Origin of the sequence: uncultured Rhodoblastus sp. (genome assembly GCF_903903185.1) — a bacterium.
Lineage (GTDB): Bacteria > Pseudomonadota > Alphaproteobacteria > Rhizobiales > Beijerinckiaceae > Rhodoblastus.
In genome coordinates this window covers 1-26007 of sequence record NZ_CAIUXT010000122.1, presented here as the reverse complement: position 1 = coordinate 26007, position 26007 = coordinate 1, and the positions used below count along the sequence as shown (strand labels likewise).

Here is a 26007-nt window from a genome sequence, read left to right as displayed (position 1 = left end):
TTCGTCATCGACGCGTCGAAAGTCGCGCGCGACACCGGCCTCGGCGCCCGCATCAACACGGTTCTGCAAACCTGTTTTTTTGCGATTTCCGGAGTTCTGCCGAGAGACGAAGCCATCGCGCGCATAAAATACATGATCGAGAAATCCTATGGGGCCAAGGGCGCCAGCGTCGTCGAGAAGAATTTCATCGCCGTCGATCAAACGGTGGCCCAGCTTCACGAAATTCAAATCCCGAAAACGGCGACCAGTCGTGTCGAACGGCCCCCGATCGTTTCAAAGCTGGCGCCGGACTTCGTGCAACGGTTCACCGCAGAAGTCATGGCGGGTCGCGGCGATGATCTGCCTGTCAGCGCCCTGCCGATCGACGGCACCTTTCCCTCCGGCACCGCAGCCTGGGAAAAGCGCAACATCGCGGAGGAAGTCCCGGTCTGGGAAACGGATCTCTGCATCCAGTGCGGCCAATGCGCCATCGTCTGTCCGCATTCGGTCATTCGCGCGCGCTTTTACGATTCCGGCCGCCTGAGCGATCCGGTTTGGCCGAAGCCCGAGACTTTCAAATCGGCGCCGGTCAATGCGCGCGGCTATCCCGACAGCCGTTTCACCTTGCAGTTTTACGTCGAGGACTGCACAGGCTGCGGCATTTGCGTCGAAGTCTGTCCGGCGAAAAGCCCAAGCGCGCCAGCGACCAAGGCGATCAACATGGCCCCGAAGGCGCCATTGCTGGAAGCCGAGCGGGAGAATATCGCCTTCTTCGAACATTTGCCGGTCAACGACCGCGCGCTGGTGGATTTCGCCAATGTGCGCGGCATCCAGTTTCTCGAACCGCTGTTCGAATTCCCCGGCGCCTGCGGCGGCTGCGGCGAGACGCCCTATCTGCGTCTGCTGTCGCAATTGTTCGGCGACCGCCTGCAGATCGCCAACGCCACCGGCTGCTCCTCGATCTATGGCGGCAATCTTCCCGTCACGCCCTGGACCAAGAACAAGGATGGACGCGGTCCGGCCTGGTCGAACTCGCTGTTCGAGGACAACGCCGAATTCGGTCTCGGTTTCCGGCTCGCCGCCGACATGCATGTCGAATTGGCCGAACGGCTGGCGCGCGAACTGGCGCCGCAACTCGGCGAGCAACTGGTCGCCGATATCATCGCCGCGCCGCAGATACGCGAATCGGAAATCCTCGCCCAGCGCAAGCGGGTCGCCGAACTGATCCGGCGGTTGAATGAACTGGGCGACGCGCCCCAGGTGAAAAACCTGCTCTCGGTCGCCGACCATCTGGTTCGCCGCAGCATCTGGCTGGTCGGCGGCGACGGCTGGGCCTATGACATCGACTATGGCGGCCTCGACCATGTGCTGTCGGTCTCGCGCGACGTCAATGTGCTGGTGCTCGACACCGAGGTCTATTCCAATACCGGCGGTCAGGCCTCGAAAGCCACGCCGCTCGGCGCGGTCGCCAAATTCGCCGCCGCGGGCAAGCGGGTGGCGCGCAAGGATCTGGCGCTGCAAGCGATCGCCTATGGCAATGTCTATGTCGCGCAGGTCGCCATGGGCGCCAATCCGCAGCAAACGCTATTGGCCATGCGCGAAGCCGAAGCCTGGCCGGGCCCCTCGCTGATCCTCGCCTACAGCCATTGCATCGCCCACGGCTTCGATCTGCGCCATGGCATGGAACAGCAAGATCTGGCGGCGGCCTCCGGCTACTGGCCCTTGTTCCGGTTCAATCCGGCGATGCGCAGGGCGGGCGAGGCTCCGTTCCGGCTGGATTCGCCGCGCCCGACGATTCCGCTCAAGGACTATGCCTACAAGGAATTGCGTTATCGCGCCCTGGCCGGCAGCCGGCCGGAAGAAGCGGCGGAACTGCTCGCGCTCGCGCAGACGGCAGTGACCGAGAAATACGCGGAATATGAAGCGCTCGCGAGCCGCGACGGCAGCCGGTTCCATCCGGACGCCAGAGCGCTCGGCGGCGAGAACGTTTGAGGGGCAAGGCATGGATCTCAGCACGAGCTATCTTGGCCTTCCCTTGCGCAATCCGGTCATTGCTTCGGCGTCGCCGCTTTCCGCCGACCTTGGCGGCATCAGACGGCTGGAGGATTGCGGCGCCGCCGCCGTTGTCCTGCCGTCGCTGTTCGAAGAGCAGCTCCGGCGGGAACAGGCGCTTGCCGAGCGGATGATCGATATTGGCGCGGACAGTTCCCCCGAAACCGGATCCTATTTTCCGGCTGTCAGCGACCCCAGGTCCGGCGCGGCGGCATATCTCGATCTGATCGCCAGAGCGCGCGCCGCCGTCGATATCCCGGTCATCGCCAGCCTGAACGGCTCGACCCTGTCGGGCTGGATCGATACCGCCACCCAGATCGAACAAGCCGGCGCCAGCGCCATCGAACTCAACATCTACCGGATCGCCTCCGGCCCGACCGTGAAGATCGGCGATCCAGTGGCGGAATGCATCGCGCTGGTCAAAGCCGTTAGGGCCAAAACCCGTCTGCCGCTGGCGGTCAAACTGCACCCGTATTATTCGGCTTTCGGCGCCTTCGCCGAAAGCCTCGACGACGCAGGGGCCGACGGGCTGGTGCTGTTCAATCGGCTTTATCAGCCCGACATCGATCTCGCGAGCCTCTGCTGGAACAACGACATCACGCTCAGCGCCCCCAATGAGATCCGCCTCGGCCTGTTGTGGATTTCGCTGCTCGGGACCCGGCTGCCGCGCGCCAGCATTGCGGCGAACACCGGCGTCGACAAGGTGGATGAAATCATCAAATATCTGCTCGCGGGCGCCGACGCGGTGATGGTCGCGTCAGTCCTGCTGCGAAAAGGCCCCGAACACCTGAAAACCCTCCTCGCCGAACTCGAAACCTGGCTTAACCGGCGCGGCTTTGGCTCGGTCAGCGCGATCAAGGGATTGATGAAACATCAAGCTGCGGGCGCGGAGGCGCAGGAACGCGGCGACTATATCAGCGGCCTGCTTAGCTACCGGGGAAAGCGCTGAATCCAAAAGGATTTTGACGACTGGACCTGGTTCCTTCGTGAGTAGATTCCGTCTCTCGCCGGGAAGCGTTTGAACGCGCATCGTCGCCTCCTCACCTGAGACAGGAGGCTTCGATGATCGGGGATCGCAACAAGGGCATCTGGGCGCGGCTGGCCAGCGGAATTGATAGGCGCCTGCGCCGCCGGCTGAGGGAAGATGAGGCCGGAGACGACGCATTCTGCGAAACGAGCGACGCAGCGATGGCTCTGGACCGCGATGACGATGGCCCATACGTAGCGGATGTCGATGGCGGCGCCAAACAACGCATCGAATTTTCTCAACATCTCAGCAGTTAGGGCGGAATCGCGAAAAGCCGACACTTTTCCGCGGAAGAATTGGCAATTGCGCAATGGCGGGGTCCCCTCTCAGGTTTCGACGAAACAGGAAAGGGCTCGCCGCATCTAAGCTCCGGCTTGTTGACGCTCCCCGCGTTTTTTTGCTTCAAGCGCCGTCCGCAGAAACACTCATAAGGACGGACTTGTTTTTTCGGCGCGCAGACGCCGTTTTTTCTTGCGTCGATTTCTCCAAAAAGTTGATGGGAGCAGGAAATGAAAAAATTGATTCTCCTTGGCCTCGCGAGCGTAGCGCTGGCCGGTTTTCCTTCGATCGGGGGGTCGCGCGCCCAGACGCCGGCCGAGCAATCGCAACAGCAGACCGGACCCGCGGACAACCAGATCGCCAATGAGGTCGATGCGAGGATCGCTCGACTCAAGGCCTATCTGAATCTGACCGTCGATCAGGAAAAAAACTGGCCAGGCTTGCAGTCGGCCTTGCACGACTATGGCGTCGTCCGGTTGAAGAGCGCGCTCGAAAGAGGGAACCGCCAAAGCCGCCGCGAGCGCGAGCAACAGCGTCGTGACCGCCCGGACGACATCGCGCTGCTGCGGACCATGGCCAACGGCCTCGCCGCCCGGGGCGCGGCGCTGAACAAGCTCGCGGACGCCGCCGAACCGCTTTTTACCAGTCTCGACGACCGGCAGAAGCGCGAATTGTTCCAGTACCTGCGGACCGACTACGAAAGGCGGCGTGGATGATGCACGCTTGCGCCGGCGAGTAGCAGAGCCTTGGCGCGGACGCGCTTGAACGGGGCAGTCAAAAGCGTTTCGCCTTCGCTGCTATATGCTTGCAATCGGCGCGCAAATTTCTTTGCCCCGCTCAGGAGCGATCGTCCGGCCGCGATACCGGCCTTCTGGATTGTTGAAAACGCAGCTCATGGCTGGCCCCCGTTGTTGCACTCGTCAGCCCACAGCGCGAAGCCGCCGAGCGGAGCTTTAAAGCTCGAATTATTGACGATGTAGGTTCCGGCGAGGCCGCGCCCCGTGCCTTGCGCGGTCACGACAACCGTCTTCCCGTTAATGTTGACTTGCGAGCCAATGCCGACAGCGCCATTGTTAAGACTGACGACGGTCAGCACGCCCGCGTCGAGCGAGGCGGAACCCTGAAAGCTCGACCCCCGGACCGCCAGTCCATTCGCGGATTTGCCCGTCAGGAGGTTGCGATTTCCGCCCGAAGTGAAGGAATGCGTGACCGGAGCGCCGGGCGTGTACCAGCAATAATACGCCGCTGTCGGGTCTATCCAGTTGTCTGTGATTTTGATGTCGCCGTACGTTCCGCTCTGGAAAGACAAGCCGCCCGTGCCTGACGTTACCTTGTTGACATAAGCGCCATTCACAAAGGCGTAGTTTCCGACCAGGACGTTATTATTGAAGTTCAAAGTCGTAAGATCGGAGTCCACCGTCGAATTGTTCGGACACCACGGCGACGTTATGCCATTCGTGGGGCCATCCATGAACGTCGATTTCGGCTCAAGCCACGTATTGTAAGCAAATTCCTGGCTGTTCATCGTCCCCGTCCAAGTGAACAAGGCGATTTCGCCATGCGCCTCGTTTGTCTTGTAAGTCAGGCCCTCGAAATAGTTGAATTTGATTTTAACGTCGCCCTGCGGCTTGCCATAGCCAGTTGCAGTGATATGGCGGGCGCGCGCGCGCAAGAAAGCATTGTAATAAAACTCCATCGGAAATTTGCCGGCATTGATTGAAAAACTCTGCCATGCGCCGTCGAGGGCTTGCTGCGGCCCATTGGCATCGACGAAATTGTTCTGGAAAAGCAGAGAACCCGCCGACACGAGCTGTATGATCTGGATTTTGTTCGCGAAAGCCCCGCCCGGAGCGAAGTTCGGACCATAGGCGAATTTGCTGTTTTTGATGACCACGGGGCCGGTGACGGCCCAGGTGATATTGAGATAGATCCCGCCGTTGACGGTGAAGTCCCAACCGTCGAACGTGATGCCTGCGCCCCCGTCCTGCTGACAATTGATGTTGTTGATTTTCACGCCGGGGGCGGTGATGCTGGCGTAGCAGTGCGGCGGCAGAGGATCGACGCCGGGGATTTTCAGCGTGATATTGTCGGGGACGCCGACCGCGTAATCGACTCCGGCAACATTCCACGGCGGGCGCGCGGGATAGACGCCATTCGCCGGCTGTTTGCTTCCCGGCGCTCCAATGCTTTGCGCCGCGTAGCCTTTGAAAAAGTCGGAATGCTTGACCTGGTTGGGGTGACGCGACTCTGGCGATGAGAACGGACCGCCTGAGCATCCGTCCGTGGGCCCGCAGTCGAGCGCGAAAGCGGGAGACGACAGGAGCGCGAGGGCGAGCGTGCAGCGGCGAAAAGCGTTCATAAACAGTCCTTTTTCACGTTGCCCGATGGGGTCGCAATCCCCGTCGCGTGATCCGCATCAACATAGGCGGCGATCGCCGCTCTTGCCAGACCTTCGAGCCAGTCGATTTTCGGATCGCCCCTGAACGGTGCACGCGTGTCTCCGCGCGGCAAGCCAATTTCGACCAGGACCCAATGTTCACGGGGCGGTTTCAAATCAATGTAACGCCCGAAGACGCCGACATCATCTGCGTGTCGGAGAGCGGCCCTCCCGATCCCAGGACGGGCCAGAAGTTAGACGGGCGCGTCTACGAGTCCGCGGCGCCTGCCGTCTGGTTCGTCGGCGTCGACTCGAAGAGCATAGCGAAAACCGGCGATGCCTGCGAATGGCGTGCGCCGATCCGCGTGAAAGTCGACGTGGGGCGCGTAGCGGGTGGCTAAAGAAAACCTTTGGCGTCGTAATTCTCGACGAAGCCCACAAGGCCTGCGCTTCCAGGGGAATGCAAGGACGCGGCACTGCCAAACCCAATTATCTGCTCAACTTTTTGCGCGCCGTAGCCCGAAACGCGGCCAGCGTGATTCTTGGTGCGGCGACAACCGCGCGGCGCTTGCACTCGATGAAGCCGCGGCGATTTTCAACGCGCGATTTGACGAATGGAAGACGACGAAAGAGTTGAGCCACGCTGCGCAACCAAGGCCGGGCGAGCATTTGTCTGGATGCCGCTATGGCCCGGCTATGGCGCTGGCGTCATCGACAGCATAAGCCTTCACGCCAAAGTCGCGCGCGCGATCTTGCCGCGCTGGTTGGTGCGCCCCCGCAGCGCAGCCCGGTCGCCAAGGGCGCTTGTGGCCAATGACGCCATATCTCACCCGGAGGCCAGGCCCCCCGGTCACAAATTCCAATTCTTGAAGGAAGGCCACGAAATGAACGACACCACACGCCCCGACGCGAACCCGCCCACAAGCACCACGCCGCCAGCCACGCCCCCGCTTGCCAAGCCCCCGGAAGCAAAGAACGCCATGGATATGTCGCCGGAAGAATACAAAGCCGCACGCTCGCGCCTCGCGCGCGGGATTTGATCAAGCCCCCGACTGATTTGGCCGATGAGCCGGACGAAGATCGACCCGGCGAAGACGGCGCGGAAAACCCGGTTTTTTGAACCGATGGTTACCCATGTGTCACCCCAAAAAAACCGGAGGCGATGCGCTCCGGTTTTTCGTCTTAAGTCATTGATTTTATTGGTGCCGGTTGCAGGAATCGAACCCGCGACCTACTGATTACAAATCAGTTGCTCTACCAACTGAGCTAAACCGGCCCGTTTCATGACGCGTGTGCTACCAGCCTCGCTCCGCCCGCGCAAGGGGCGGCGCGCCTCATGCTTTGCGTGCCGAAAATTCAGTCGTTGGAGTAGATGTTGCGATCCTTGGTTTCCGGGATGAGCACGAGGCCGATGATGAACGTCATCAGCGCCACGCCGACCGGATACCACAGACCGAAATACATGTTGCCGCTGGCCGCCACCATGGCGAAGGCCAGCGGCGGCAGAAAGCCGCCGAACCAGCCGTTGCCGATGTGGTAGGGCAGCGACAGCGAGGTGTAGCGGATGCGGGTCGGGAAAAGCTCGACCAGTTGCGCCGCTATCGGCCCGTAGACCATCGCCACCAGCAGCACCAGCGCCGTCAGCAGGCCCAGCACCGCCGGCTTGTTGACCTGCGCCGGATCGGCGCGCAGCGGATAGCCCGCGCTCGAAATCGCGGCGGCGACTTCCGCCTCGAAAGCGGCGCGCTTTTGCGCCCGTTCCGCCCTGTCCAGCTTTGTGCCGTCGAAGGCCAGAATTTCCTTGCCGCCGATGACGAGGCGCGCGACCGCGCCCGCCGGCGCGGCCTCGTTGGCGTAGCTCACGGCGGCGCCGGCCAGCACGTTCTTGGCGAGGTCGCAAGGTGAGGTGAAGGCCTGGTTCTCGATCGGATCGAACTGGAAGTGGCATTGCGCCGGGTCGGCGATCACCGTGACCGGCGCGCTCGCCTGCGCCTGCGCCAGCGCCGGATTGGCGGCATAGGTCAGCCCCTTGAAGATCGGGAAAAACAGCAGGGCCGACAACAGGCAGCCGCCCAAAATGATCGGCTTGCGGCCGACCCGGTCCGACAGCCAGCCGAACAGCACGAAAAACGGCGCGCCGAGAATGAGCGCGCCGGCGCTCAGCAAAGTGGCGTCGCGGGCGTCGACCTTGAGCGTCTGGGTCAAAAAGAAATAGGAGTAGAACAGGCCCGTGTACCAGACCACGGCCTGACCCGCGGTGCCGCCGAACAGCGCGATCAGCGCGATGCGGGCGTTGCCCCATTGGCCGAAGGCTTCCGACACCGGCGCGCGCGAACCGCGCCCCTGCGCCTTCATCTGGCGGAAGGCCGGCGATTCGCTGAGTTGCAGCCGCATCCAAACCGAGCCGATCAGCAGCACGAAAGAGAACAGGAACGGAAAGCGCCAGCCGAAGATCTCGAAATTCTCTTCGCCGAGCAGGGTGCGAAAGCCCAGAACGACGAGCAGCGACAACAAAAGGCCGAGCGGCGCCGTGATCTGGATCCAGGAGGTGTAAAAGCCGCGCCGGCGCTGCGGCGCATGTTCGCCGACGAAAATCGCCGCGCCGCCATATTCGCCGCCGATCGCCAGGCCCTGAAACAGCCGCAGCAGCACCAGGAAAATCGGCGCCGCGAAGCCGACGGCGTTGAAAGTGGGCAGCAGGCCGACCAGAAAGGTCGAAAGGCCCATGATCAGGATGGTGAGCAAAAAAGTATATTTGCGCCCGACGAGATCGCCAAGCCGCCCGAACACCACGGCGCCAAACGGCCGCACCGCGAAACCGGCGGCGAAGGCCAGCAGCGCGAAAATATAGGAGGCCGTCGGGTTGACGTTGGAGAAGAAGTTTTTTGCGATGATCGAGGCCAGCGATCCATAGAGATAGAAGTCGTACCACTCGAAAATCGTGCCGGCCGAGGAGGCGAAGACGACGCGTCTTTCCTGCGCGGTCATGGGACGGCTGCGGCTGTCCGCCGGCGCCAGAGCGGCCTGAGTCATGAACGACGTCTCCTCGGTAGTTTTTCGGGATCGCAAACTGCGTCGCGATTATTTTTTTCCATTATCCGGCAGACAGGCGCCGGAGCGCAAGCGCCCTGTCGCCAAAGCGCGTGGTCAAAAAGGGCTACCCGCCTTCGGCCCGCGCGGCTCTGGCCAGCGCGGCGTGAGCCAGGCTCAGGGCGACGGCGCAGGCGTTGGAGACATTGAGGCTCTTGATCGGGCCCGGCATGTCGAGCCGCGCCAGCACGTCGCATCGCTCCCGCGTCAGCCGGCGCAGCCCCTTGCCTTCCGCCCCAAGCACCAGCACGGTCGGGCGGCTCAGCGCGGTTTCCTCCAGGCTGGCGGGGCCTTCCGAATCGAGGCCGACGCGCCAGAAACCTGCCGCGCCGAGCTGGTCGAGGGCGCGGGCGAGATTGACCACTTCGACGATCGGCACGTGTTCGAGCCCGCCGGAAGCGGTCTTTGCGAGGACGCCGGAAAATTCCGGCGCATGGCGGTCGGTGGCGATGATCGCATCGACGCCGAAGGCGGCGGCGGTGCGCAGGATGGCGCCGATATTATGCGGGTCGGTGATCTGGTCGAGCGCCAGCACGAGACCGGAATTGACGATGATTTCGCTGATGTCGAGGTCCGGCAGCGGCCGCGCCTCCAACAGCACGCCCTGATGCACGGAATCGCGCCCAAGCCGCGCGGAGAGCGTCTCGGGTTCGACGATATGCGTGAAAACGCCGCTGTCCTTGATCTCGGCGGCCAGTTTTTCCGCCGCCGCCGTGGTCGCGAACAGGTCGAGCAAGACGCGTTTTTTGATGCGCAACGCCTCGCGCACCGCATGATAGCCATAGAGCACGGCGAGTTCCGCCGACGGGCGGCGGAAGGCGCGCGGCGCGTCGGCGATTTTCCGCGCGATCTCCGGACGCGGGTGCGCCGACGGTTCGGCTTCCCGTTTTGGTTCGCTCCGTTTTGACTCGATTTTTGGCGTCCTGCGGGGGGCGGCTTTATCGCCCGTCGCCGCCGCGGACCGCCTGTCGAATTGTTTTCCACCGGTTTTCCGCATTTGCGCCTCCGTAGACCTTGTCCTGTCACGCAAGCGGCCTTTTGGCAATCGGGGCTAAGCCTTGCCCGGCTTTTTGGAGTTGACATAAAGGTCTGTTAAAAGCATAAGGCCCCCTTCGAACGGCCCCGTTGTCACGGGGCTTTTTCGTCGCCGAACGGGCGCAATTCCGTTCCGGATGGGAGAGTGTCCCGAGCGGCAAAGGGGGGGGACTGTAAATCCCCTGGCTATGCCTTCGTAGGTTCGAGTCCTACCTCTCCCACCAAACTTTTCCGCGGAAATTGCCACAGGCTCAGGGTGCGCGCGTCGCTTGTTCAAAGCAAGAACGCCAGCGCCGATTCGCAGGGCGCTTCGACTTTCAACGTCAGGAATTCTTCCGCCCGGGTGCGGCCGAGGTTGATCGCGGCGACGGGCTTGCCTTCGCGCGCCGCCGCCTCGATGAAGCGAAAGCCCGAATAGACCATCAGCGAGGAGCCGACGACGAGCACGGCGTCGGCCCGCGCCAGATGGCGCCAGGCCTCGTCCACCTGGGGGCGCGGCACGTTTTCGCCGTAAAACACCACGTCGGGCTTGAGGACGCCGCCGCAAAGCGAACAGAATGGCGCGCGAAAACCCGAAAAATCGACGCCTTCGAGGTCGGCGTCGCCGTCGGGCGCTTGCAAGGCTTTGAGGTCGAGCCAGCCCGGGTTGAGCCGCTCCAGTTCTGCTTGCAGGTCGTCGCGGTCGGACCGCCGCTCGCAGCCCATGCAGCGCACCCGTTCGAGTCGTCCGTGCAAGTCCATGACCCGCGCGCTGCCGGCGGCCTGATGCAACCGGTCCACATTCTGGGTGACGAGAAGTTCGCTGCCGCCCGTCGCCTCCAGCCGGGCCAGGGCGCGATGGCAGGCGTTGGGCCGGGCCTCGCGAAAACGCCGCCATCCGGCCATGCTGCGCGCCCAATAGCGCTGGCGCGTCTTCTCCTGCCCCATGAAGGCCTGCCAGGTGAGCGGGCGCGCGCGTTTCCACTGGCCCTCGGCGTCGCGATAGTCGGGAATCCCGGAACCGGTGCTGCATCCAGCGCCGGTCAGGATGAAAAGCCGCCGATGCCGGCCGATAAAGTCCTGCAGATCGCCAGGTTGTGACATCGGGGCAGGGTAGCGGCGCGAGGGCGGTGTTGTCACGTCTGGCTTTTCCCTGTCCAAGCGGCGCGACTCCGTATATTCCGCAAGTATAGGGCGGGAGGTGAGGATGGGACCAATCAAAGACTCTATATAAAACAATAACTTATAAATGGCTTGTGGACTCTTGCCACGGTGGAGCGCGCTGCGTGAGCCAAGCAGTGCAAGAGTTGCGATTTTCGCGGATAAATTATTGTTTTTAAATCATTTTTTCCTAATTTTTTTTATTCGTTTTTCGCTTTGACGGAGCCAATGGACGGTATTTGATGAAGTTGACCTATGTTTCGGCGTGCGCTACTGGCTTTGTTACGCAAGGTCTCAAGTACCGGACGTTGAATTTTTCGGAGCAGTCATCATGAAAAAACATATTCTCCTGTCGGCTGTCGCGCTCGCCTGCACGCTCGCGGTAGTGTCGCCGGGGCAAGCGGCGACCAATCTGTTGACCAATGGCAGTTTCGAATCCGGTTTTTCCGGTTGGACGCTGACCGGCACGGCGACGGATGGCTATCCGGCGGTCGTGATCCCTTACAACAGCGGCGCCGGCTATCCGAACGGCGCGTTCAATGAACCCGTGCCGCCTCCGACCGGCAGCCTGAGCCCGGATGCGGCAGGCACGCATGGCGCCTATTTCGTTTCCGACTTCGCGAACGAAGCGCTCACGCAGACGGTCACGCTCAATCCCGGCAAATATAATATCGGGATATCCGTCTATGCCCCGCTTAACGGTTGGAAAAATGCCGGCGACGCGACGATTTCGGCGTCCATCGGCGGCGTTACCCTGCTTTCTTCGGGCGTTCATTCGCTCAACGCGAAGAACTGGTATGATTTGACGGGAACTTTGGTGGTCTCTGCCGCTGGTCCTTACACGGCTGCTTTCAACTTCCAGACGAACCGGTTTCCGTCGGCGGACGCGGTGATCGATCAGGCTTACGTCGTCGCCGCTCCCGAGGTTTCGACCTGGGCTATGATGCTCGCCGGTTTCGCGGCCCTCGGCTTTACCGGCTATCGCCGCAACAGGACGGTCGCCGCGCTCGACGCGTGATCGGCGCAAGCCAATCGAAATTTGAAAAGGCCGCCTCTCGGGGCGGCCTTTCTTGCACGCAAAATGCAAAGGGCGCGGCGGCTTGTCCGCCATCGCCCCGGCAAGGCATGGGTTGAAATTTGCTCATGGCCGGAGCCCTCTTGACGCTTCTATTCAGCTTGTCCCGGGAACCGGCGCATGCGACGTCGGCCTCGATAAAATGTTCCGGGAGAAAATCATGGCCCTGTCGCGCCGGACTCCGGTGATCGGGGGCGTTTCGGCTGCCGGCATGGCAATCTGTGCTGGAAGGCTCGGGCGGAGGGCGGGGGCCGATGTCCTCTTTTTCGGCGGCCCCATCGTCACGGTCAATGACGACCAACCCGTCGATGACATCCCCGCGATCAAGGTCGTCGAAACTCTTAAATAAGGCCGGACCATCTATCTGGCGGGCCAGAAGGCGGGCGGCCATTTTCTTGGCCCGGGAGGCTTGCGCGCGGCGCGCGGTCCCCCGGCGGGTTTTTCGCCGACGAGAGCGGGGCGCCGGCCATCGGCTGCGCCTGCCGCGACGGCAAGCTGTCCGGGCCTTCGCTCAAGCGGGCGTCGATGGCGGCTCTGTCGATTCGCCCTTGTTTGGCTGAGCGGACAATTTGACGTTCACCGCCAATGGATTAGCTGGAACCTGAATGCTAAGGTCGGCCATGGGGTCTGCTTTCGACTCCCGAGGAAGCCTAACTTTATGAAGCGGAACCCGGTCTTGCGCGGATCTGGCCTGTGGAGCCTTTTCCCAATGGTTTTGGGCCTGGGTCTGGCGAGTTGCAACGGTCCGGAGGGCTATCTCATTCCCGCGCCGTCCGACGCGAGGGCGCCGGGAACGAGCCATGTCGAAATGGTGGTGGCGACGACGCGGGAAAGGGTGGAATCGCCGGCCTTCCTGTTTGGCGGCGGTCGCGCCGAAGATCTCGCCTTCGCCGACATGGTCGTTTCGATCCCGCCGGACGCCCGCCGCCAGATTGGCGAAGTGCAATATCCGCAGAAACTTCCCGCCAATCCGCTGGTGGATTTCGTGACCCTGAAGGCCGAGATCGTCAGCAGGGAGCGGGCCGGCGCCGCGTTCTCGCGCATGTTGCGGGAGTCGCACAAGAAGGAGGCGCTGGTCTTCGTCCATGGCTTCAACACAAGTTTTGAAAACGCGGTCTATAGTTTTGCGCAAATCCTCCATGATTCGCGGGCCTATGAAGACGTTGCGCCGGTTCTTTTCACCTGGCCGTCGAAGGGCAAGGTCTTCGCCTATGGCTATGACCGCGACAGCAGCACCTATTCCCGCGACGCGCTCGAAAAGCTGTTGCGGCGTATTCAGGACGATCCGCAGGTCGAAACCATCTCCATTCTCGCCCATTCGATGGGCAATTGGGTGACGCTCGAAGCCGTGCGGCAAATGGCGATCCGCGACGGTCGCCTCATCCCCAAGATCAAGCTGATCATGCTCGCCGACGCCGACGTCGATGTCGGCATCGCTCGGCAACAAATCAACACGCTGGGGCCTGAGCGTCCGCATATTGTGCTGTTCGTGTCCGAGAACGATCGCGCGCTCGCGGCGTCGCGGGATTTCTGGGAAGAGCCGCGTCTCGGCGCGATCGATCCCAATGTCGAGCCCTTTAGAACCATGCTCGAACAGGAGAACCTGTCGGTCATCAACATGACCCACATGCCCTCCCATGATTTTTTCGGTCACGGCAAGTTCTCCTCGGACCCGCGTGTTGTCGAACTGATCGGCCGCAGCCTTGCGTCCGGCCAGGCGCTGACCGACAGCCGCGTCGGCCTGGGCGCCCGGATCATGATGACGACGGCGGGCGCGGCGAGTTCGGTCGGCAATGCCGCCGGCCTCGCGATCTCGGCGCCCCTGTCCATTGTCGATCCGGAAACGCGGGATCATTTTGGCGATCAGCTGGACCGGTTCGGCCAATCCGTTCGACAAATCGGTTCGGTTCAGCCACGTTATTAGGAGAGGCCGAACCGGGCTTGACCCGTCCCGGCCAGTTCATCATGGGCAAGTTTGGACGGCGGACGCACAGGACCAATCCGCCGGAGCTTGCAGTCCCAGCTTTGCCGTCAGGACCATAATGCCGCTTTTCCTCGCCACCTTCACCACGCTGCTCGCGATCATCAATCCGTTCGAGGCGCTGCCGGTCTATCTGGGCTTCGCCGAACATCTCGACGACAAGGCGCGGCGTTCGCTGGCGCTGCGGTCCTGCCTGTATGCGCTCGCGCTGATGTTTTTCTTTCTGATTTTCGGAACCCTTCTGTTGAAGGTTTTCGGCGTGCCGATGGCGATGGTCCGGATCGCCGGCGGCATCATCCTCACCCGGCTTGGATTTCAACTGTTCTCGGCGCCGTCCTCGGTCGGCGGCCCCGCGCCCGGCGGCAAGGACGAAGGCGGCGATGCGGCCTTCGTGCCGCTGGCCATGCCGATCATGTTCGGCCCCGGCGCCATGGCGACGATCCTCGGCATGACCTCGCAGGTGCAGCACGCGTCGTCGGAGGTCGAGGGGATGGTTGCGGTGTCTGCCGCGCTGGTGGCGACGATGGCGACGACCTGGCTGTTTCTGGCCGGCGGCAAGAGGCTGCAAAAGTGGCTCGGTGCGCGGGGCATCGACGCGGCGACGCGCATCGTCGGCTTTTTCGTCGCCTCGATGGGCATAGGCATGGCTTTCGACGGCGTCATCGAAGCCTTGCAAATGCATGGGATGAGCAATCTTCATTGAGGCGGGTATGAACGCAACGCGTCACCGCGAGCGCAACGCACTACCGCCCGGGCGGCAGATGGCTTAAGGACGCGGGAAACCTTACGGACTCCCGCGCATGATCAGACTCGAAAACATCTCGAAACAGAACGGCAACCATCTCCTGTTCATCGAGGCCTCCGCCGCCTTGCTCAAGGGCGAGAAAGTCGGTCTGGTCGGTCCCAATGGCGCCGGCAAGTCCACCTTGTTCCGCATGATCGTCGGCGATGAATCCCCGGACGAGGGCCAGGTTTCGGTCGAACGCGGAGTCAGCATCGGCTATTTCAACCAGGATGTCGGCGAAATGGCCGGCCGCAGCGCGGTATCCGAGGTGATGGACGGCGCCGGCCCGGTCAGCGTGGTGGCGGCCGAGCTGAAGGATCTTGAAACCGCCATGGCCGATCCCGAAAGGCTCGACGAGATGGACGCGATCATCGAGCGCTACGGCGAGGTTCAGGGGCGTTTCGAGGAGCTGGACGGCTATGCGCTGGAGGGCCGGGCGCGCGAAATTCTCGCCGGCCTGAGCTTTTCGGAGGCCATGATGGACGGCGATGTCGGCGCGCTTTCGGGGGGCTGGAAAATGCGCGTGGCGCTGGCGCGGATCCTTATCCTTCGTCCCGACGCCATGCTGCTCGACGAGCCGAGCAACCATCTCGATCTGGAAAGCCTGATCTGGCTCGAGGATTTTCTCAAAAATTACGAAGGCGCGCTGTTGATGACCTCGCACGACCGCGAATTCATGAACCGCATCGTCAACAAGATCGTCGAGATCGACGGCGGCGCGCTGGCGTCCTATTCGGGCGATTATGAATTTTACGAACAGCAGCGTGCGCTCAACGAGAAGCAGCAGCAGGCGCAGTTCGAGCGCCAGCAGGCCATGCTCGCCAAGGAAATCAAATTCATCGAACGTTTCAAGGCCCGCGCCTCCCATGCTTCGCAGGTGCAGAGCCGGGTGAAGAAACTGGAGAAGATCGAAAAAGTCGAGCCGCCCCGGCGCCGCCAGAGCATTTTGTTCGAGTTCCCGCCGGCGCCGCGTTCCGGCGAGGATGTGGTCTCCCTGAAAAATGTCCACAAGAGCTATGGCGCGAGGCGCATTTACGAGGGGCTGGATTTTCAGGTGCGGCGCAAGGAGCGCTGGTGCGTCATGGGGGTCAATGGCGCCGGCAAATCGACCCTGCTCAAATTGGTGACGGGTTCGGCCGAGCCGGATGCGGGCGCCGTTGCGCTGGGCGGCAGCGTCAAAATGGGCTATTTCGCCCAACACGCCATGGAGTTGCTCGACGGCGAGCGAACGATCTTCGAATTTTTGGAGGATTCGTTCCCGCAGGCGGGGCAGGGGGCCTTGCGCTCGCTCGCCGGCTGTTTCGGCTTTTCAGGCGACGATGTCGAGAAGAAATGCCGGGTGTTGTCGGGCGGCGAGAAGGCGCGGCTGGTGATGGCGAAAATGCTGTTCGATCCGCCGAATTTTCTCGTGCTCGACGAGCCGACCAACCATCTTGACCTGTTGACCAAGGAAATGCTGATCGCGGCGCTGTCGCAGTATGAGGGCGCGATGCTGTTCGTCTCGCATGACCGGCATTTTCTCGCCGCCTTGTCCAATCGGGTGCTGGAGCTGACCGAGGAGGGCGTTCACCAGTTCGGCGGCGGCTACAGCGAATATGTCGCGCGCACCGGCCACGAAGCGCCGGGGCTGCGGAGCTGAAATCATTGTCAATCTCAGGACATCTTCCGCCGCCATGGCTTGGCCGATCGCACGCTCGTCAAGACCGGGCCTGTTCTGGTCAATCCACGCCGGGCAGCGAACCACCAAGCCGAAAGTGATGCGCAAAGGCGCCGCGCGGAGGGCCGGGACAAAGGGCGTCGAAAAATGCCCGTCTTCCGAAAGACTTTGCCCGGCCGTCACGCCAGCAGGCGTTCGCTCACGCCAGTTTGAGCGCGGTCGCGATTTCCGCCAGAGTGGCTTTTTCGGCGTCACTGACCTTGACGCCGCCAAAGCCGAGGAAGCCGCCTTCCGAGGAGGCTTCGGCGACCTGTTCGGCGACATGTCTGAGCCAGTTCTTGAAACCGGCCGCGTCCTGCGGGGCCTTGGCGTCGACAATTGCGCCGATTTCGGCAAGGCTCGACAGCGCCTGTTGCTTGATTTCCGCCGGCGTTTTGGCGGTCAACTCGCTCTTGACGCCTTCGCGCGCATTGGCGCGGCCATCGGAAGTCGTCAATTCGTCGACCAGTTCCTTGACCAGCGCATTGGCGCCGGGATCGCTTTTCGCCTCGATCAGGGCGCGTCCGCTCGCCATGCCTTCCTGTAGCAGGCCCCAGATGCCGCTCGGGTCGGCGACGGTCACCGCCAGCCCCGCCACCACCGGGCCGCTCAGGATCTTCTTCCATTCGTCGGCGGTAAAGTCAGCCTTGGTCGTCATTTTTGCCTCCTGTAAATCGATTGAGGGGTAACAGGCCCGGGGGGATCGCCCCGCCCGGGCCCTCAATTGCGTTCTCCGGATTACGCCGGGGAATTATTTCGCCAGGTGATATTCGATGCGGCGGTTGCTGGCGCGGCCCTCTTCCGTGTCGTTGCCGGCGACGGGATTGGCTTCGCCATAGCCCTTGGCCGCCAAAGCCGCGCCATTGACCCCGGCGCCGACCAGCGCCTTGCGGATCGAGTCGGCGCGGTTCTGCGACAAGGTCACATTGGCCGCCGAATCGCCGGTATTGTCGGTATAGCCGGCGATCTCGACGACGGAGCCCGCCGGCAGCTGCTTGAGCAGGGCGGCGGCCTGCTGCAGCAGCGCGGTTTCGGAAGCCGGAAGTTCAAAGCCGGAGGTCGGGAAGTTGATGACCGACAGGTTCAGCACGGTGAGCAGATCGTTGGCGCTGAAGCCCGGCTTGAGCGAAGAAAGCGCGGCGGCCACCTTGGCGTTGACGGCGGCGGCGTCGGCGGAGCGGTCGCCAAGCACGCCGTAAGACCAGCCGGAGCCGCCAAACAGGCTCTTGAGATAGGCGATGAGCTGGTTGAGATCGTTTTCGGCCAGACCGCCGAGCCGGAGCGCCGTGCCGCTGAACGAAGCCTTCAGACCGGGAATCTTGAAGTGATCGAGCGCCGCGCGCAGGTTACCGAGCCAGGAGGCGACGTCGCGTTTTGCATCGACCTTGATGTCGCCGACGATCTTGTCGGCGCCGAACGTCGCCTTGAGCGAGTCGAGGATCGAGGTTCGCGCCGCCTCGTCATGCACCGCGCCGGAATAACGGATGACGCCCTTGTCGTTGCTGATCGACAGTTGCGCCGGCAGCGTCGGGGCCGGGACGGCGGGCGCCGGCGCGGAGGTCGCGACCTTCTGTTCGGGCGCGCCGGGGTTCAGGAGCCAGGCGCCGAGCGCCAGAATGCCGGCGGCGAGCAGCGCCGGCCAGAGCCAGGCATTGCCGCTTTTCTTCTGTTCGTGGACCGCCCCGGCGTGCGGCGGCGGTTCCTTCGCGGACGGGACGGCAGACAGGAAACTCGTGACGGAGGCGGGCAGGGTGGTCGGCACCACGCCGCCGGGCGTCAGCAGGCCGATCAATTTCGGCACGACATAGGCGAGGGCGGGGGCGAGCACCGACGAACTGAGGCCGAGCTTGCTGGCGAGGCCGGTGAGCAAGGGGGCACCGAGCCTCTCGACCAGCTGGGTCGGCAAGGCCGCCGCATCTCCATTGCCGAGCCATGAGGCTACTTCCGACCCGAGTCCGGCAGACTTGAGCTTGTCGATGAAGCCGGACAAGCCATGCGGCTGATCCACGAACAGATTGAGGACCGCCCGCACCAGCGGGGCGGCGTTCGCGCCAAGCCCGAAGCGGGAGGCGATATCGCTGATCAACGCGTCGAAAAGAGCCATCTTGATCTCCTGATTTTAGATTTTGCGTTGGGGGAAGGTTTTGCGGCCCGCGGCGGTTCCAGGGGATTGGCGGGAAGCATTGTCATGACGGGCAAATGGAGGGATTGGAGCGAACATTAATCGAAGGGGCGCCGCTGTCAAAGCCCGCAGCATTATTTGACAGGGGCCTGACAGCGTGCTGAAAAAGTCGGTCTTGCGGCCACGGCGGATATGTCTGTCTGCTTGTGTCGTGACGCGGGCCCGCACGGCCACGGCCCCTTGCCTGCACGCAGCCCGTTCCCCGGCAAACGGGAGCGGCTGCTGTGCGTCCCGCTTTCGCAGGATTTGCGTCGCGGGGACCGTCGGCGGGGCGGAACCGTTCGCATCCGGCGAATGGTGATGCCGATTGCCGGCAACCTTCTTGTCGGTAAGGCTTTGGTCGGTATCGCTCAAAATGCCCCCCGGCGCCTCGCAGGCGGGCCCGACGATGAGCCCTGCTCCGCTGCGAACGGAAATAATCCTTGTAGAACAATCTATCCGGGCACAGGAACCAAGCATTCATTTTTCTAAGCTTGCCTGGAATAGAATTATTTTAAGACACAGCCCTCTTCACCAATGGGGGCCACCGCTGTTCTGACGGCGCTAACTAAACGGCATAATCTGAATTTTTCAAGACAATTTTTTGAGAAGTCTTCAGACCATCGCTTATTTTGCGCCGCAGCACAACAGTGTGCGCTGCCGTTGTTTCTACCTTTGTCCGGCAAATGTCGAAATGCCAGGCGCATCGCGCCGAACGGTTTTGGCGGACAATGCGTTTTGCTTTGGAAACAAGGCGTAACCGGGTGAACGCGACGGGGCGAAACGGCTTGCCGCCACGGCGGGCGTCGCCGTCCGCTTGACTATGACGCTGGAAAAGCCAGGGGTTTTTATTTGGCGTTTCTCTGAGGCCCGGCCTCCGGAGGCGGCAAAGCTTCGGGCATCATCAGGCTTTCATAGACCAGCGCGATCGAGTCCGGGCCGACGCTCACCTCGCCGCGAAACGGATTGTCGAGTTCCGCGATCAGAAAAATCACGATGCCGAGGAACCCCGCGAGCGCCCCGCCGAGGATCAGGTGGACATGGATTTCCATTTCGAGGAGCCAGATCAGCATGATCGACAGCAAAGAGCCGAGGGCCAGCACCCACCAAAGCACCGCGGGCAATCCCGTCGTCACATTGGCGAGGCGCGAACGGCGCAGCTCGACGAGATGGTTGAATTGCCGCAGGGCTTCCGCATGTTTGATCTCTTCGCCCTTCGTGACCGGCTCGAACGCGAACAGGATTTTCGCCAGCGCGCCGATGCGCTGGGTTCCGCCCCTGGGGACGATTCCGGCGCGTTGCTGCGGCCAGCCGTCCTCGATGGTATAGCGCGCATATTCGCGCAATTGGTCGGTGAGCCGGTCGCGGATGGGCTCGGGATAGGAGCTCAGATCGCGGTAGAGCGCGGCGAGGCTGGAAGCCTCCTTGTCGACGAGGTCGCTGACGGTGGCGTAATTCTGGTAGGCCGCGACCGACAGCAGGCCGAGCAGCAGCCCATAGAGCACGAAAAAGCTCGACAGCGCGAAGCCGACCATTTCATTGGCGCGGGGCTCGCTATGAAACCACTCGTGAACCGATTTCCGCGCCAAAAAAGTCCCGGTCCAGGCGACGGCCACGAAAACCGAGGCGAACAGCAGGCCGATGGTCCAGGCGGGATAGTCGTAGATCCAGTAAAACATCGGGCGCCCTCGCTCGGCGTCCGGCGGTTCGGGCGCCGGATTTGTGGGAAACCAAGCAGAAGCAGGTTTGGGCGCGCATGGAAAGCGGGCGGGCGAAAAAATCTGGCCAGTTTTCATCTGCCGGATTTGACGGAGCGGAGTAACGAAGCGTCAGAGATAGCCCGAAAGCCGCAGATCGGCGTCATGGACCCGGGCCGCTGAAAGTTTTAGCTTCAAGGCCCGTATCCAAAGGCGCCGGCGGGCCGGCGTCAATGAGAGCCGAAGGTTTGCTGCATGGATGACCAGTCGCGTAAATTGCCTAAAATCCCTTCCCCGCCATTGTCGCTGATCGGCAGCGCCAGCGCGCCCTTCGTCTATTTCGAGGGCGCTCCCACCTTCGGCTTCGATGGCGCGATCGGCAATATCACGCTCGAAGCGATCACCCACATCGCGACGGACGACCGGGTCGTCAGCGAGCGCCGGGTGGTCGCGCATCTGCGCATGGGCGCGAAGGGACTGGCCAGTCTCAAGCGGGCGATCGAATCCATCGAATTGATGGCCAATCCCGGCGACGGCTCGATCAACTGAGCGGCGCCCAAAGCGCGCCTTTGGCCTGAACTTGCGCGCGATGGGAAAGTCATGTTTTACGAACCTGCTTCCCGCGACCGAAAAAGCCTGCCGCACGATCCGTTCAAAGCGCTCGTGGCGCCGCGCCCGATCGGCTGGATTTCGACGAAGAGCCGCGCCGGCGAAATCAATCTGGCGCCCTACAGCTTTTTCAACGCCCTGGCCGGCGAACCGCCGCTGATCGGCTTTTCCAGCGAGGGGCCGAAGGATTCGGCGAGCTTTGCGCGAGACTCTGGCGAATTCGTCTGGAACATGGCGACTTACGAGCTGCGCGAGGCGATGAACGCCAGCGCCGCTGCGTTTTCGCGCGGCGTCAATGAATTTGTCGCCGCCGGGCTCGAAATGGCGCCCTGCCGGATCGTCAAGGCCCCGCGCGTCGCCGCCAGTCCTTGCAGTCTTGAGTGCCGGGTCACGGAAATTTTTGCGCTCAAGGATGTCAACGGCGAACCGGTCGGCAATATTTTGACGGTCGGGCAGGTGGTTGGCGTGCATATCGACGAGCGATTCCTGCACGACGGCCGCTTCGACCTTGCCGCCGCCAGGACCATCGTACGCTGCGGATATGCCGGGGATTACGCGCTCATCGAGCGGCTTTTCAAGTTAGAGCGGCCGAAATAGCGCCGAATGGCCGAAAAACCGAAGCCTATCGGCGCAAGAACCAGGTGATGGTCGCAGCCCCGGCGATGACGACGCCGAGCGTCAGGCAGGCCACGGCGGCCCGGCGAAGCCAGATCCGGGCTGTCGGCGAGCCGCGCCCGAACACCCCCGGCGCCAGATAGAACAGCAGGGCCACCAGGGCCAGCACGCGCAGGAACTGGTCGATCTCGGGACTGTCGATGGGGGGCATGGGCTCGTTCCGGTCCGCTTGCGGGCAGAAAAGCAGCGCCGACGGTGTTTGTCCATAGCGCTCCGTCCATCGCGCCCGTTTCAAGGAGCGAGCGCCTCCTTCGGCGGTCGGCCGATGGGCTTTTCAGCCGCCTTGCCAAGCGCCCCGGGGCTTGGCATAACGGGCGCGCGCGGGTGTAGCTCAATGGTAGAGCAGCAGCCTTCCAAGCTGAATACGAGGGTTCGATTCCCTTCACCCGCTCCATTTTGCAACAAGTCGTTGATTTTGCTATAACGCTTGAAACAGAAAGGGTTTTGTGCGCATTCTGGTCATAAAACTGGTTATATCACTGGTTAGAATCAAGCGGTTTCATGACCCGTCGATCCACTTCAGGACTGCCCTATCTGATCCTCCGCGCCGATAGCGGAAAGTACGCCTATTGGCGAAACCTTCCGGAGGGGCTTTTCGCTCTCACGAAAGGAAAGGTCACACTTTCCTGGGCGTCGGAGCCATACGTCCTGGTCGGAAAGCAAGTGATCAAAATTTCGCTGAAGACCGGCGATTTACCCACAGCCCAAAGGCGCTGGAGTGACATCCATTCGCAAATAGAGGCATTGGTCGACGCCGCCGTCGCTGGCGGGAAGAAGCCTCCGGAACCGGTTTTCGACGCGACCCCGAAATTGTCGACAAGCGATCGGGCGACAATTGCATCTCAGGCGCGCCACGACGTCATGGCGGACCACGACGCGGACTGGACCGATCCGGAAAATCTGGGACCATTGGCGCGGGGGCTGGAACAAGCGCTCCGGTTGCGCGACTCGGGCCAGTTGCCCGCCGGCGAGCCAAAAAAAGGCGACCATCGCGTTCTACTCAGTTTGGCGGATTTCTCGGAAATGCTCAAACATTTCCCGCCGGGCATGTCGTTGAACGAGATTCGCGAAGAGGCTCGCGTCAAGGAATCGGCGAGCGTGAAGCAAATGCTTTCTTCCGGGGAAGCCTTTCCGCTCGATCGTCCGACAACCGTGGTGGAGGAAATTGAACTCGATTCCAGCAGTCCAGCCGGCGGTCACGTGGTCGACACCTTTGAAGTCCTGGGCGAGTTGACGGCACGGTTAAAGGAAAACGGCTTTGAGTTGCTCGACGAGACCGAGCGCCGTAAGGTCGCACATGCCGTGCTAACTGCAAAGGCTGCGGCGTTCCAGGATATTGAGCGGCGCAAGCAAGGCTTGGCGATCGAAACGCCGCTGCGTCCGGCACCTTTGATTGCAGATGGACAAGCCGGAAATATTCCCACAATTCTTGAGATGCACGACATCTGGGCCGAAAGAATCAAACCTGACCGCAAAACGAAGGACGATAATAAATTATACGTGGAACGGTTTGTATCGATGCACGGTAATTTGAGAGTGGACCAAATCCGGCGCAAACACGCCAGGGAGTTCCGAGATCAGCTCAAAAAATTTCCTGCGGCCATGCCGGCGCTCATTTCGAACAAACCATTTCTCCAAATCGTCGAATGGGCGGAGAAAAATAATCCGCCGCGGCTCAGCCCCTATACGGTCAACATGAAAGGGCTTGGCGCACTGTCGCTGTTGATGCGGCTGGCCGTCAACGAGTTTGATTTTCCGGGCGGCGATCCGACATCAGGGCTTCGTTTGCCGGTTTCCGACAGTGACGTGCTTGAGCGTCATCCGTTTACGCCGCCGCTGCTGGCCAAGATGGCGATGTCGCCGGTGTTTCAGGAGCCCCCAAAGGTGTCCATTGGCGGCTGCGGCGCCGCAGCTTTTTGGATTCCATTGGTCAGCTTGTATAGCGGCGCGCGGCTCGAAGAGGTGGGACAGCTCCTGCTTTCCGATATCTTTTGCGAAAGCGGAATCCCCTATTTCTGGTTTCGCGAAGACGACGAGGAGTCGGAGACGAATAAAAAAACTCGTCGTCGAGGCAAGGCGAAAAGCGAAGAAGACAAGAGCATCAAGACGAAAGCCGGTCGTCGCCGCGTCCCGGTCCACGGCGTTTTGATTGAGCTCGGACTGCTCGAATATATCGAGGCTCGTCGCAAAGCCGGCGACAAAATGTTGTTCCCTGGTTTGACATCCTATCGTGGTCGCTGGACCAAAAACTGGTCACGTTGGTGGGCGCGTTACCAAGACGAGCATATCACCGACGATCCCGCTTTTGTTTTTCACTCCTTCCGGCATAGCTTCATCGGGGCCATGAGACGCATAAATATGCAACGGGATTTGATGAAGGTTTTGGTCGGCCATGCCCGAGAGCTGGAGCATGATCAGCGAGGCGGTGATGATGTAACAGAATCTTATGGCGATGCCGTTCCGATCAAGGTTTTGAACAGGGCTATGCAGAGGATCAATTACCCCGGGCTGAAATTCAAACGTATCGAGGCATTTTTGAGTTAACCGCAATCATGCAGCGCTTTGACCGTTGGGCCGGCTGTTTTCGAATTTTCCGCCGCAGTTTTTCATGTGCGGACGCAGTTCTCCCGCTCCTGAGGCGTGCCGGAGATTCAATGGACGAGGCTTGGGGTTGACAGGACGGGGTTGAAGATGGGGCGCTCCGCCCCGTCGGTCAGGTCACGAGGCGCGGGATGCGCGTCAGCACAAGCCGAAGGATTTCCTGGACAGGACAAGCGGTCGGAAAATGAACCTTGATCATGGTCTTCATCTCGACGACGCGCGCGGCGATCTTGATGAGGCGCAGCCGCAGCGTGTCGAACTGCGCGCTGCGCCAGAACGAGCGTTTGGGCATTGACGCCCTCAGGCCCCACATGAGCCAGTAGGCCCCGGCATGCAGAAACAGCCGGAACTGGTTGGCCGTCGCCTTCGAACATGAGGTGCGGTCGGCGGCCAGATGCGTCTTCCACGACTTGATGTGGTTTTCCGCCCGACCGCGCCGGCAATAGACGTCCTGGTAGAGGACCCGGGGATTGCGCGTTGCCAGATTGGTGACGATGAAGCGCGTGTCGGGTCCTTCGGCGCCGACTTCGACGCGGGCGACGATGCGCTCGACACGGCTCCAGCTTCCGGCGGCGTGCCAAAACTCCTTGAAGCGGCGCACCTTGCCTTCCTTGGGCGCGGCGTCGAAGCGGGCTTTCGTGCTGGCCTCCAGCGCGGCGACACGCGCGCGCAACGTCGTGGCCGTCGCCACGCCAAGAATGTAGTCGAGGCCATTGGCGCGGCAGAAGTCGAGCACTTCGGGGCCGCAATAATGGCTGTCGGCGCGCAACAGGATTTTTGTCTGCGGCCAGTTGGCGCGCAGCGCCCGCGTCAGCCGGCGCAGAAAAGCGCGGATTTCCGCGCCTTTAGGGCGTTTGGCGGGACGAAGAACCGCCGTGATGAAGCGGCCCTCGCCGTCGAAGACGACAATCGGCTGAAAGCCATATTCATCGTAGTGGGCATTGAACAGCCGCAACTGCTGGCCGCCATGAACCGCGTCGAACGTATCGTCGACATCGAGAACGATGCGTTTGGGAACCTGCCTGAACGAGGCGCAATAAAGATCGACCATGGCGCGGCCCATGCGCAGCAGGGCGCGCACGTCAGGCAGATTTTCCAACCGCGAAATGGTCGATTGCGAACACAGATCGCGGTCGGAGGGCGCGAGATCATGCGCCATTTTGAAAACCGGATCGACACGCAGGCTGTTGGCGTCGATGCCGTCTTCGTGGCCGGCGGCGATCATCAACAAGCGGAAGCGGATGATGTCGGACAGGGAATGGGTGATCAAATCGGGCGCGCGGGGATCTTCGATGCAGGCGGCCAGGCGATCGGCGACGCGGAGACGTTGCTCCACTTCGCGCAGCGCCAGGACGCCGCCGTCCGACGACAGCGAACCGCCGTCGAATTTGACCACAACGGATTTGTCCGCAACGGGTGACAGGCCAGGCAGCGGCAGGGTAAACTCGCTCATGGCGGATGTGGTCTCGCAAGAAATGGCGCGGATGGGCTTAGACAACCGAATCCTACGTTATTTCATGCGCTTAGGCTACATCCGTCAGCCCGCGGTGCATATTTCGGGCTAGCTGCCCCGGTCGCTCAGCCGCGCGCGCCTCCGCCGCAACAAACAAGCGCCGCCCCTGTTCGTCGAGACAAGAGCGCATCGCCTCGTAACGCTTCCGAATCAATATCTCATCAATCATTCATCCGTGATAAAACGCACCTCGCCGGTTGGGAATCCCTCCCACAGAGCGCTGATTCAATTATTTC

23 protein-coding genes and 3 tRNA genes are annotated in these 26007 nt (G+C 61.8%); 16 read left to right on the top strand and 10 right to left on the bottom strand.

What is annotated here, in order from left to right:
* The 4 genes from QZY01_RS11370 to QZY01_RS11355 form a co-directional block, all read left to right on the top strand.
* Positions 1-1971, top strand: a 1971-nt coding sequence (locus tag QZY01_RS11370; protein WP_294537175.1) for a 4Fe-4S dicluster domain-containing protein, incomplete at its 5' end; no start/stop codon positions are given.
* 10 nt (positions 1972-1981) lie between these two features.
* Complete coding sequence (locus QZY01_RS11365) at positions 1982-2980, top strand: dihydroorotate dehydrogenase-like protein (RefSeq protein WP_294537172.1); 999 nt, start codon at positions 1982-1984, stop codon at positions 2978-2980.
* Positions 2981-3093: 113 nt separating this feature from the next.
* Complete coding sequence (locus QZY01_RS11360) at positions 3094-3315, top strand: hypothetical protein (protein WP_294537168.1); 222 nt, start codon at positions 3094-3096, stop codon at positions 3313-3315.
* A gap of 252 nt (positions 3316-3567) precedes the next feature.
* The gene (locus QZY01_RS11355) at positions 3568-4053 is read left to right on the top strand and encodes a hypothetical protein (protein WP_294537165.1); all 486 of its coding nucleotides are present in this window, start codon (positions 3568-3570) and stop codon (positions 4051-4053) included.
* A 176-nt stretch (positions 4054-4229) separates the two neighbouring features.
* Here QZY01_RS11355 and QZY01_RS11350 read toward each other — a convergent pair whose 3' ends face one another.
* Entirely contained in the window at positions 4230-5696 is a 1467-nt protein-coding gene (locus tag QZY01_RS11350) for a hypothetical protein (RefSeq protein WP_294537161.1), read from the bottom strand.
* 47 nt (positions 5697-5743) lie between these two features.
* Here QZY01_RS11350 and QZY01_RS11345 point away from each other — a divergent pair, with 47 nt between their 5' ends.
* Both QZY01_RS11345 and QZY01_RS11340 read left to right on the top strand, forming a co-directional pair.
* Complete coding sequence (locus QZY01_RS11345; RefSeq protein ID WP_294537158.1) at positions 5744-6115, top strand: hypothetical protein; 372 nt, start codon at positions 5744-5746, stop codon at positions 6113-6115.
* Positions 6116-6598: 483 nt separating this feature from the next.
* Positions 6599-6754, top strand: coding sequence for a hypothetical protein (locus tag QZY01_RS11340; protein ID WP_294537155.1), 156 nt, complete (start codon positions 6599-6601; stop codon positions 6752-6754).
* A 160-nt stretch (positions 6755-6914) separates the two neighbouring features.
* On the opposite strand, the gene QZY01_RS11335 is transcribed toward QZY01_RS11340, so the two are convergent.
* The 3 genes from QZY01_RS11335 to rlmB all read right to left on the bottom strand — a co-directional run bounded on the left by QZY01_RS11335 (position 6915) and on the right by rlmB (position 9801).
* Positions 6915-6990, bottom strand: a tRNA-Thr gene (locus QZY01_RS11335).
* A gap of 80 nt (positions 6991-7070) precedes the next feature.
* Positions 7071-8747, bottom strand: a complete 1677-nt coding sequence (locus QZY01_RS11330) for an MFS transporter (protein WP_294537152.1) — start codon at positions 8745-8747, stop codon at positions 7071-7073.
* 124 nt (positions 8748-8871) lie between these two features.
* Positions 8872-9801 carry a 23S rRNA (guanosine(2251)-2'-O)-methyltransferase RlmB gene (gene rlmB, locus QZY01_RS11325; RefSeq protein WP_294537149.1) on the bottom strand — a complete coding sequence of 310 codons (930 nt, stop codon included), beginning with the start codon at positions 9799-9801 and terminating at the stop codon, positions 8872-8874.
* A gap of 177 nt (positions 9802-9978) precedes the next feature.
* Between rlmB and QZY01_RS11320 the strand changes: the two genes are divergently transcribed.
* Positions 9979-10063: transfer RNA gene (locus tag QZY01_RS11320), tRNA-Tyr, on the top strand.
* A gap of 49 nt (positions 10064-10112) precedes the next feature.
* On the opposite strand, the gene QZY01_RS11315 is transcribed toward QZY01_RS11320, so the two are convergent.
* On the bottom strand, positions 10113-10922 hold the full coding sequence (locus QZY01_RS11315; RefSeq protein ID WP_294537177.1) for an NAD-dependent protein deacetylase: 810 nt from the start codon (positions 10920-10922) through the stop codon (positions 10113-10115).
* 388 nt (positions 10923-11310) lie between these two features.
* Here QZY01_RS11315 and QZY01_RS11310 point away from each other — a divergent pair, with 388 nt between their 5' ends.
* From QZY01_RS11310 to QZY01_RS11290, 5 genes are all read left to right on the top strand, one after another.
* Positions 11311-11997 (top strand): hypothetical protein, encoded by a 687-nt coding sequence (locus QZY01_RS11310; protein WP_294537146.1) that lies wholly within the window; start codon positions 11311-11313, stop codon positions 11995-11997.
* A 217-nt stretch (positions 11998-12214) separates the two neighbouring features.
* Positions 12215-12403, top strand: a complete 189-nt coding sequence (locus QZY01_RS11305) for a hypothetical protein (RefSeq protein ID WP_294537143.1) — start codon at positions 12215-12217, stop codon at positions 12401-12403.
* A gap of 360 nt (positions 12404-12763) precedes the next feature.
* Positions 12764-13978, top strand: coding sequence for an alpha/beta hydrolase (locus tag QZY01_RS11300; protein WP_294537141.1), 1215 nt, complete (start codon positions 12764-12766; stop codon positions 13976-13978).
* Between the two features lie 118 nt (positions 13979-14096).
* The gene (locus QZY01_RS11295; protein WP_294537138.1) at positions 14097-14738 is read left to right on the top strand and encodes a MarC family protein; all 642 of its coding nucleotides are present in this window, start codon (positions 14097-14099) and stop codon (positions 14736-14738) included.
* 97 nt (positions 14739-14835) lie between these two features.
* Complete coding sequence (locus QZY01_RS11290; RefSeq protein WP_294537135.1) at positions 14836-16458, top strand: ABC-F family ATP-binding cassette domain-containing protein; 1623 nt, start codon at positions 14836-14838, stop codon at positions 16456-16458.
* A gap of 217 nt (positions 16459-16675) precedes the next feature.
* On the opposite strand, the gene QZY01_RS11285 is transcribed toward QZY01_RS11290, so the two are convergent.
* From QZY01_RS11285 to QZY01_RS11275, 3 genes are all read right to left on the bottom strand, one after another.
* Positions 16676-17173, bottom strand: a complete 498-nt coding sequence (locus tag QZY01_RS11285; RefSeq protein WP_294537132.1) for a hypothetical protein — start codon at positions 17171-17173, stop codon at positions 16676-16678.
* A 93-nt stretch (positions 17174-17266) separates the two neighbouring features.
* Positions 17267-18619, bottom strand: coding sequence for an OmpA family protein (locus tag QZY01_RS11280; RefSeq protein ID WP_294537129.1), 1353 nt, complete (start codon positions 18617-18619; stop codon positions 17267-17269).
* Between the two features lie 905 nt (positions 18620-19524).
* Complete coding sequence (locus QZY01_RS11275; protein ID WP_294537126.1) at positions 19525-20355, bottom strand: DUF4239 domain-containing protein; 831 nt, start codon at positions 20353-20355, stop codon at positions 19525-19527.
* Positions 20356-20628: 273 nt separating this feature from the next.
* Here QZY01_RS11275 and QZY01_RS11270 point away from each other — a divergent pair, with 273 nt between their 5' ends.
* Together QZY01_RS11270 and QZY01_RS11265 are read left to right on the top strand one after the other, a co-directional pair.
* Positions 20629-20922: a hypothetical protein gene (locus tag QZY01_RS11270; protein ID WP_294537124.1), complete on the top strand. Its 294-nt coding sequence runs from the start codon at positions 20629-20631 to the stop codon at positions 20920-20922.
* A gap of 51 nt (positions 20923-20973) precedes the next feature.
* The gene (locus tag QZY01_RS11265; RefSeq protein ID WP_294537122.1) at positions 20974-21579 is read left to right on the top strand and encodes a flavin reductase family protein; all 606 of its coding nucleotides are present in this window, start codon (positions 20974-20976) and stop codon (positions 21577-21579) included.
* A 25-nt stretch (positions 21580-21604) separates the two neighbouring features.
* Here the strand turns inward: QZY01_RS11265 and QZY01_RS11260 are convergent, their stop codons facing one another.
* Positions 21605-21808, bottom strand: a complete 204-nt coding sequence (locus QZY01_RS11260; RefSeq protein WP_294537119.1) for a hypothetical protein — start codon at positions 21806-21808, stop codon at positions 21605-21607.
* Positions 21809-21977: 169 nt separating this feature from the next.
* Here QZY01_RS11260 and QZY01_RS11255 point away from each other — a divergent pair.
* Together QZY01_RS11255 and QZY01_RS11250 are read left to right on the top strand one after the other, a co-directional pair.
* Positions 21978-22051: transfer RNA gene (locus QZY01_RS11255), tRNA-Gly, on the top strand.
* A gap of 269 nt (positions 22052-22320) precedes the next feature.
* On the top strand, positions 22321-24201 hold the full coding sequence (locus tag QZY01_RS11250) for a site-specific integrase (RefSeq protein WP_294537116.1): 1881 nt from the start codon (positions 22321-22323) through the stop codon (positions 24199-24201).
* 169 nt (positions 24202-24370) lie between these two features.
* Here QZY01_RS11250 and QZY01_RS11245 read toward each other — a convergent pair whose 3' ends face one another.
* Positions 24371-25711 (bottom strand): IS1380 family transposase, encoded by a 1341-nt coding sequence (locus tag QZY01_RS11245; RefSeq protein WP_294537114.1) that lies wholly within the window; start codon positions 25709-25711, stop codon positions 24371-24373.
* Positions 25712-26007: the final 296 nt, after the last annotated feature.